This window comes from Kitasatospora sp. NPDC007106, assembly GCF_040634455.1.
In the GTDB taxonomy this organism is placed as follows: domain Bacteria; phylum Actinomycetota; class Actinomycetes; order Streptomycetales; family Streptomycetaceae; genus Kitasatospora; species Kitasatospora arboriphila.
This window is the reverse complement of the sequence record NZ_JBEYFP010000284.1, coordinates 1-7,272: the sequence shown is the minus strand read 5'-3', so window position 1 is coordinate 7,272 and position 7,272 is coordinate 1. Positions and strand designations below refer to the sequence as shown.

At 72.5% G+C, this 7,272-nt stretch carries 6 protein-coding genes; 4 read left to right on the top strand and 2 right to left on the bottom strand.

The window, feature by feature from the left end:
• The first annotated feature begins 185 nt into the window (after window positions 1-185).
• Together sph and ABZ641_RS20925 are read left to right on the top strand one after the other, a co-directional pair.
• Window positions 186-1,193 carry a sphingomyelin phosphodiesterase gene (sph, locus tag ABZ641_RS20930; RefSeq protein ID WP_344628327.1) on the top strand — a complete coding sequence of 336 codons (1,008 nt, stop codon included), beginning with the start codon at window positions 186-188 and terminating at the stop codon, window positions 1,191-1,193.
• 143 nt (window positions 1,194-1,336) lie between these two features.
• Complete coding sequence (locus ABZ641_RS20925) at window positions 1,337-2,740, top strand: NADP-dependent succinic semialdehyde dehydrogenase (RefSeq protein WP_344628326.1); 1,404 nt, start codon at window positions 1,337-1,339, stop codon at window positions 2,738-2,740.
• Window positions 2,741-2,832: 92 nt separating this feature from the next.
• Here ABZ641_RS20925 and ABZ641_RS20920 read toward each other — a convergent pair whose 3' ends face one another.
• A complete protein-coding gene (locus tag ABZ641_RS20920) occupies window positions 2,833-3,174 on the bottom strand; it encodes a hypothetical protein (protein WP_359983780.1) in 342 nt (113 codons plus the stop codon).
• A gap of 130 nt (window positions 3,175-3,304) precedes the next feature.
• Between ABZ641_RS20920 and ligD the strand changes: the two genes are divergently transcribed.
• Window positions 3,305-4,240 (top strand): non-homologous end-joining DNA ligase, encoded by a 936-nt coding sequence (gene ligD / locus ABZ641_RS20915; protein ID WP_359983777.1) that lies wholly within the window; start codon window positions 3,305-3,307, stop codon window positions 4,238-4,240.
• A 252-nt stretch (window positions 4,241-4,492) separates the two neighbouring features.
• Window positions 4,493-6,664, top strand: a complete 2,172-nt coding sequence (locus ABZ641_RS20910; RefSeq protein WP_359983775.1) for a M4 family metallopeptidase — start codon at window positions 4,493-4,495, stop codon at window positions 6,662-6,664.
• 84 nt (window positions 6,665-6,748) lie between these two features.
• Here ABZ641_RS20910 and ABZ641_RS20905 read toward each other — a convergent pair.
• Window positions 6,749-7,272: VOC family protein (locus ABZ641_RS20905; protein ID WP_359983772.1), on the bottom strand; the 524-nt coding region annotated here is incomplete at its 5' end.

The window sequence follows — 7,272 nt, the reverse complement described above, 5'->3', positions numbered from 1 at the left end:
GGGTGCGGGCGCACCCGACCCGGCCGCCGTGCGTCCCGGACCCATCCGACTACCGATCGGTAGCACTGTTTCGGACGAGTTCACCGAATGCTCGCCCGATGTCTTGCACGCCGTGCGGGCGCCGAAGTTGGATGCACAACATCCCGCAACCCGACGGGTTCACGACACACCCTCACGGAGCTTCGATGCCCCTGTCGTCCGTCCGCCGCGCCACCAGAACGGCCGCCGCGGCCTGTGTCGCCGCCGCCGTGCTCGGCACGCTCGCCGCCACCCCCGCGGCTGCCGCCACCGGCGCCGCGGCCGAGAGCGCACCGGTCACCGCGCCCGCGCTCGACGTCCTCACGTACAACGTGTTCCTGATGAGCAAGTCGCTCTACCCGAACTGGGGCCAGGACCTCCGCGCGCAGGCGATCGCCTCGGCGGACTTCTTCCAGGGCCACGACGTGGTGGTCCTCCAGGAGGCGTTCGACAACGCCGCCTCCGACGCGCTGACCGCCCGCGCCTCGGCCGCGTACCCGTACCACACGCCGGTGGTCGGCCGCTCCACCGGCGGCTGGGACGCCACCTCCGGCAGCTACAGCTCGACCACACCCGAGGACGGCGGGGTGACGCTGCTCAGCAAGTGGCCGATCCTGCGCAAGGAGCAGTACGTCTTCAAGGACGCCTGCGGCGCCGACTGGTGGTCCAACAAGGGCTTCGTGTACGCCGTGCTGAACGTCGACGGGCTGCGCACCCACGTGGTCGGCACCCACCTGCAGTCCACCGACACCGGGTGCTCCAGCGGCGAGCCGGCCGCCGTCCGCGCCAAGCAGCTGCTCGCGATGCGCTCCTTCCTCGACGCCAAGCAGATCCCGGCGAACGAGCCGATCGTGCTGGCCGGCGACCTCAACGTCGACTCGCACGGCTCCGAGTACCAGGCCCTGCTCGACAACGGCAACCTGGCCCCGGCCTCGCAGCGCACCGGCTGGCCGTACTCCTTCGACACGGTCGACAACTCCATCGCCGCCTACCGCTACCCGGGCGAGCCCAAGGAGGACCTGGACTACGTGCTGTACCGGGCCGACCACGCCCGGCCGCAGCAGTACACCAACCAGGTCGTGCGCTTCCACAGCACGCCGTGGACGGTGAGCAGCTGGGGTAAGAGCTACACGTACAACGACCTGTCGGACCACTACCCGCTCGCCGCGCACTGATCGATCCGCACGGTGAGCACGCCGCGGCGGCCCGCCCGCACCCGGGCAGCCGCCGCGGCTGCGCCCCGCCCCGATCGGGGGGAGGGTGGATCCGACCGGGGCCCGACCGGCACCCGTGTGCCAGAACCGAGGAGTGAGCCGCCATGCCCATCGCCACCGTCAACCCGGCCACTGGGGAGACCGTCGAGACCTTCGCCCCGTACGACGCCGCCGCCCTGGAGCAGCGGCTCGGCCTCGCCGCCGAGACCTACCGGTCCTGGCGGACGACCTCCTTCGAGGAGCGCGCGGCGCTGCTGAAGCGCGCCGCGGACCTGCTCGACGCCGAGCGCGAGGAGATCGCCCGGACGATGACGGTGGAGATGGGCAAGCCGGTCGTCGCGGCCCGCGCCGAGGTCGCCAAGTGCGCGAAGGCGATGCGCTGGTACGCCGACCGGGCGCCGGAGCTGCTGGCCGACGAGCACCCGTCCGAGGCCGACGTGGCGGACTCCGGCGGCGCCTCGGTGCACGTGCGCTACCGGCCGATCGGCGTGGTGCTGGCCGTGATGCCGTGGAACTTCCCGCTCTGGCAGGTGGTGCGGTTCGCCGCGCCGGCGCTGATGGCGGGCAACGTGGGCCTGCTCAAGCACGCCTCGAACGTGCCGCGGACGGCGCTGGCGCTGGAGCGGGTGCTGCTGGAGGCGGGCTTCCCGCAGGGCTGCTTCCAGACCCTGCTGATCGGCTCCGCCGCGGTCGAGGGCGTCGTCCGGGACGCCCGGGTCGCCGCGGTGACGCTGACCGGCAGCGAGCTCGCCGGCCGCTCGGTCGCCTCGATCGCCGGCGACGAGGTGAAGAAGTCGGTGCTGGAGCTCGGCGGCAGCGACCCCTTCCTGGTGCTGCCCTCCGCCGACCTGGCGGGCGCCGTGCAGTGGGCGGTCACCGCTCGCACCCAGAACAACGGGCAGTCCTGCATCGCCGCGAAGCGCTTCATCGTGCACGCCGAGGTCTACGAGGCGTTCACCAGGGCGTTCACCGACCGGATGAAGGCCCTGAAGGTCGGCGACCCGCTGGCCGAGGAGACCGAGATCGGCCCGCTCGCCACCTCCCAGGGCCGCGCCGACCTGGAGGAGCTCGTCGACGACGCGGTGGCCGCCGGGGCCGTCGCGGAGTGCGGCGGCGCCCGCCCGGACGGCCTGCCGAAGGAGCTGGACGGCGGCTGGTACTACCTGCCGACCGTGCTGACCGGCATCACCCCGAAGATGCGCATCCACCACGAGGAGGCGTTCGGCCCGGTCGCCACCGTGTACCGGGTGGAGAGCCTGGACGAGGCGATCGAGCTGGCCAACGACACCCCGTTCGGCCTCAGCTCCAACGTGTGGACGACCGACCCCGAGGAGCAGGAGCGCTGCGCCCGCGACATCGAGGCGGGCGGCGTGTTCTTCAACGGCATGACGGCCTCGCACCCGGCGTTCCCGTTCGGCGGCGTGAAGCGCTCCGGCTACGGGCGGGAGCTGTCCGGCCACGGCATCCGGGAGTTCTGCAACATCACCACCGTCTGGCGCGGCCGCTGACCGGCCCGGACGCGGCAGGGGCGGGGCACGCGGCGTGCGTGCCCCGCCCCTGCGGCATCCGGGGAGGATGCGGGCTCAGGCCATCTGCGGGCTCAGGCCATCTGCACCCGGCCGACCGGCGCCTCGTCCCCGCCGCGGTGGCCGAGGAACCAGCCGATCAGCGCGAGGAAGGTGATCGCCCAGACGAGTGAGCAGAAGGCGGTCATCCAGTTGGAGTCCACCTGCACCTCGACCATGATCAGGCCGACGGTCAGCGAGAGCAGGAAGACCACCGCCGAGCTGCTCACCCCCAGGAACATGTCGCGCAGCCGCACCGACAGCTTCGGCTTCTTCCGGAAGACCGGTTCCATCGGCCAGTGCGGCTCCGCCGTCTGCAGCCCGCCCTTCGCGGGGACCGCGGGCTGCGCGCTGCCGGACATCGGTTGCTGGTCCATCGGCGTGCTCCTTCCAGCTGCCGTCCCCCGCAGTCCACTGTCCCACTGGGCCGTCCCGGCGGCAGGGCGGCCGGACCGGTTTCCGTCCGACCGGTCCCCGGGTACCTGCGCAGACGTGCCGATCCGCCCGATGCTCGCCACTCCGAGCACCCGCCGCAGCTTCGACGACGGCTGGCTGCTGGAACGCAAGCTGGACGGCGTCCGGGCGGTCGCCGAGCGGGACGGCGACACCGTCCGGCTGTTCTCCCGCACCGGCGAGCCGATGGCCGGGGGCTACCCGGAGCTGGTGGCGGCGCTCGCCGCGCAGCCCGTCCCCCGGTTCACCGTGGACGGCGAGATCGTCGCGCTCGACGAGGAGGGCCGGACCAGCTTCGCCCGGCTGCAGCGGCGGATGCATCTGCGCGACCCCGTCCGGGCGGCCGCCGCCGGGGTGCGGGTCTCCTACTTCCTGTTCGACCTGACCGCGCTGATGGGGCACGACACCACCGGGCTGCCGCTCCTGGACCGCAAGCAACTGCTGCGCGAGACACTGGACTTCGCCGATCCGCTGCACTTCACCGAGCACGCCCGGGCGGACGGCCGGGTGCCGCTCGCCGAGGCCTGCGCGCGGGGCTGGGAGGGGCTGGTCGCCAAGCGCGCCGACAGCCGGTACGTGCCGCGCCGCTCCCAGGACTGGCTGAAGCTGCCGTGCACCGCGGGCCAGGAGTTGGTGGTCGGCGGTTTCACGGAGCCGACCGGCCGCCGCACCGGCTTCGGCGCCCTGCTGGTCGGGCACTACGAGGGCGCCCTGCTGCGCTACGCCGGCAAGGTCGGCACGGGCTTCGACACGGCCCTGCTGCACCGGCTGCGGGCCCGGCTCGACACCCTCGTCCGCCCCGACCCGCCGTTCGCCGACCCGCCCGCCGGGGAGCGCCGGGTGCACTGGGTCGAACCACGGCTGGTCGCCCGGGTCGGCTTCACCGAGTGGACCCGCGACGGACGGCTGCGCGCACCCCGGTTCGAAGGTTTGCGGACGGACAAACGCCCCGAGGACGTGGTCCGCGAACACCCCCTCCAAGGGCGCTGAACAGCACCTCAGGAGCCTACCAGCGACCGCCCGGCGGCCCGCCGCCGCGGAGTGATATCGATCACAGCCGACGACCGTCCGGCAGCGGCGCCCGGGCGCGCTACGATCACGAACTCCCAGGCAGCAGCGGGTGTTTCCGCGAGACACCCGATCCTGGCCCGTTCACATCAACCGCAAACTTGAAGTCTGTTAATTTTTACAAAATTGCTGCGCGTTGACTGGTATTCATATGAACTAGCAATCTTCGGCGCCATGAAGAGACCCCTCCTGAGCAGCTCGGTCACCCTCGCGGTCAGCACCTTCGTCATAGCCGGCGCCGGTGTCCCCGCCGTGGCCGCCACTCCCGGCCCGCAGGCCCCGGCCACCCACAGCAAGGCCGTGCAGGACGCCAACGCCCAGGTCGCGGCCCACCCGAACGCCGTGAAGGCCGGCGCCGACGACCGTTTCCAGGTCACCAACGTGCAGGTCGACAAGGACGGCACCCGCCACGTCCACTTCAACCGCACCTACCGCGGCCTTCCCGTCCGCGGCGGCGACGTGGTCGTCCACTCCGCCCCCAACGGCACCCTCGACTCGACCAGCCTCACGCTGGCCGCCCCGATCTCGCTCTCGGTGACCCCCTCCGTCACCGACAAGCAGGCGATCGCCAAGGCCGCCGGGCTCTTCCGCGGCACCCGCGGCAGCAGCACCGCCGTCCTCACCGTCGACGTCACCGGCGCCTCGCCGAAGCTCGTCTGGGAGGTCGTGATCAACGGCACCGACCCGGACCACTCCCCCAGCCACTTCCACGTCCTGGTCGACGCCGTCACCGGCGCCCCCGGCCAGACCTGGGACAGCTTCTCCGCGTTCGTCCCGGACGGCACCCAGCGCGGCAAGGGCCGGCTGGCCCCCGGCCTCGTGACCCCGCCCGGCGCGCAGGCCGCCGCGGCCTCCAGCGGCACCGGCAAGGGCTACCAGGTCGGCAACGTCACCGTCAGCACCACCCAGAACTCCACGAGCAGCTACACGCTCAAGGACCCGCTGCGCGGCAACGGCGAGACCCGCGACGCGCAGAACCAGACCGCCTTCAACGACTCGCCGCCGGCCGGCTGGGGCGTGGCCTTCAACGACGCCGACAACGTCTGGGGCAACAACGCCCTGACCGACCGCGCCACGGTCGCCGTCGACGCCCACTACGGCATCCAGGCCACCTGGGACTTCTACAAGAACGTCCTCAACCGCAACGGCATCAAGAACGACGGCGTCGGCGCCCGCTCCTTCGTCCACTACGGCACCAACTACGACAACGCCGGCTGGGACGACACCAGCTTCTCGATGATCTACGGCGACGGCGCGGTCGGCTCCAAGCCGTTCACCGAGATCGACGTCGCCGGCCACGAGATGAGCCACGGCGTCACGGCCGCCACCGCCGGCCTGATCTACAGCGGCGACGCGGGCGGCCTCAACGAGGCCACCTCGGACATCATGGGCACGATGGTCGAGTTCAACGCCAACAGCCCGGCCGACGCGCCGGACTACCTCATCGGCGAGAAGATCGACATCAACGGCAACGGCACCCCGCTGCGCTGGATGGACGACCCGAGCAAGGACGGCAAGTCCGTCAAGTGCTGGTCCAGCACCACCAAGAACCTCAACCCGCACTACTCGTCCGGCGTCGGCAACCACTTCTTCTACCTGCTCGCCGTCGGCTCCGGCCAGTCCCAGTGGGGCAACAGCCCGACCTGCGACGGCTCCACGGTCACCGGCATCGGCAACGACGCGTCCACCAAGATCTGGTACCGCGCGCTGTCGGTCTACATGACCTCCAACACCGACTACCCGGGCGCCCGCACCGCCACCGTCAAGGCCGCCAAGGACCTGTACGGCGGCGGCAGCACCCAGTGCGCCGCGGTGGAGAAGGCGTGGAACGCGGTCTCCGTCGCCCCGACCGCCACCACCTGCAGCGGCACCACCCCGCCGCCGTCCGGCGGCAACCTGCTGCTCAACCCGGGCTTCGAGTCCGGCGCGACCTCCTGGACGGGCTCCTCCGGCGTCATCACCAACGAGACGGGCGCGGCCCCCCGCACCGGCTCGTACTACGCCTGGCTGGACGGCTACGGCTCCGCCCACACCGACACGCTCGCGCAGACGGTGACCGTCCCGGCGGCCGCCACCGCGCCCCAGCTGACCTTCTGGAGCCGGATCAGCACGGCCGAGAAGGGCAGCACCGCCTACGACACGCTGAAGGTCCAGGTCGTCGACGGCGCCACGACCACCACCCTGGCCACCTACTCGAACGTCGACGCCACCACGGGCTACGTCCAGCGCACGCTCGACCTGTCGGCCTTCAAGGGCAAGACCGTCACGATCAAGTTCACCGGCACGGAGGACTCCTCCCTCCAGACCAGCTTCCTGATCGACGACACCTCGGTGACCGCCGGCTGATCCCGGCCCCACGGACCGGTGGACCCGGGCGGTCGACCCACGACGTCCCGCCCGGGTCCACCGCAGCGCCCACGCGCGCCGCGGCTACCCGTCCCGGCCCTGCCAGGTGCTCACACACACCTCGTTGCCCTCCGGATCCGCCAGCACCCACCACGCGGGCGCACGCGCGGCGGAGACCAGCCGGCCGCCGGCGGCCAGCGCGGCCCCGACCCGCCGCTGCGCCTCGTCGTGCGGCACGGTCACGTCCAGGTGCAGCCGGTTGCGCTGCGGCCGCGACAGCTCCATCCGCTGGAACCAGACCGCCGGGCCCCGCCCGGCCGGGTCCACCAGCGGATCCGACGGCCCGTCCGCGCCCGGGGTGTCCGCGTAGCCCAGCACCGCCTTCCAGAACGGCCGCACCGCGGCGGCGTCCAGCGCGTCGACGCCGATCTCCAGGAGCTGCACGGAGCGCGGCTCCCCCGCCGCCCCCGCGCCGTGCAGGACGGCGGAGATCCGCCGCGCCAGCTCCACCTCCGCCGTGCCCACCCCGGCGCCCGCGGGCGGCACCAGGGCGAGCAGCACCGCCCCGGGCCGGACGTCGGCGTGCAGCCGCCGGTCGGCCTCGTCCC

Coding starts and splice junctions, on each gene's coding strand:
- sph (WP_344628327.1), top strand. CDS start 186: ATGCCCCTGTCGTCCGTCCGCCGCGCCACCAGAACGGCCGCCGCGGCC.
- ABZ641_RS20925 (WP_344628326.1), top strand. CDS start 1,337: ATGCCCATCGCCACCGTCAACCCGGCCACTGGGGAGACCGTCGAGACC.
- ABZ641_RS20920 (WP_359983780.1), bottom strand. CDS start 3,174: ATGGACCAGCAACCGATGTCCGGCAGCGCGCAGCCCGCGGTCCCCGCG.
- ligD (WP_359983777.1), top strand. CDS start 3,305: ATGCTCGCCACTCCGAGCACCCGCCGCAGCTTCGACGACGGCTGGCTG.
- ABZ641_RS20910 (WP_359983775.1), top strand. CDS start 4,493: ATGAAGAGACCCCTCCTGAGCAGCTCGGTCACCCTCGCGGTCAGCACC.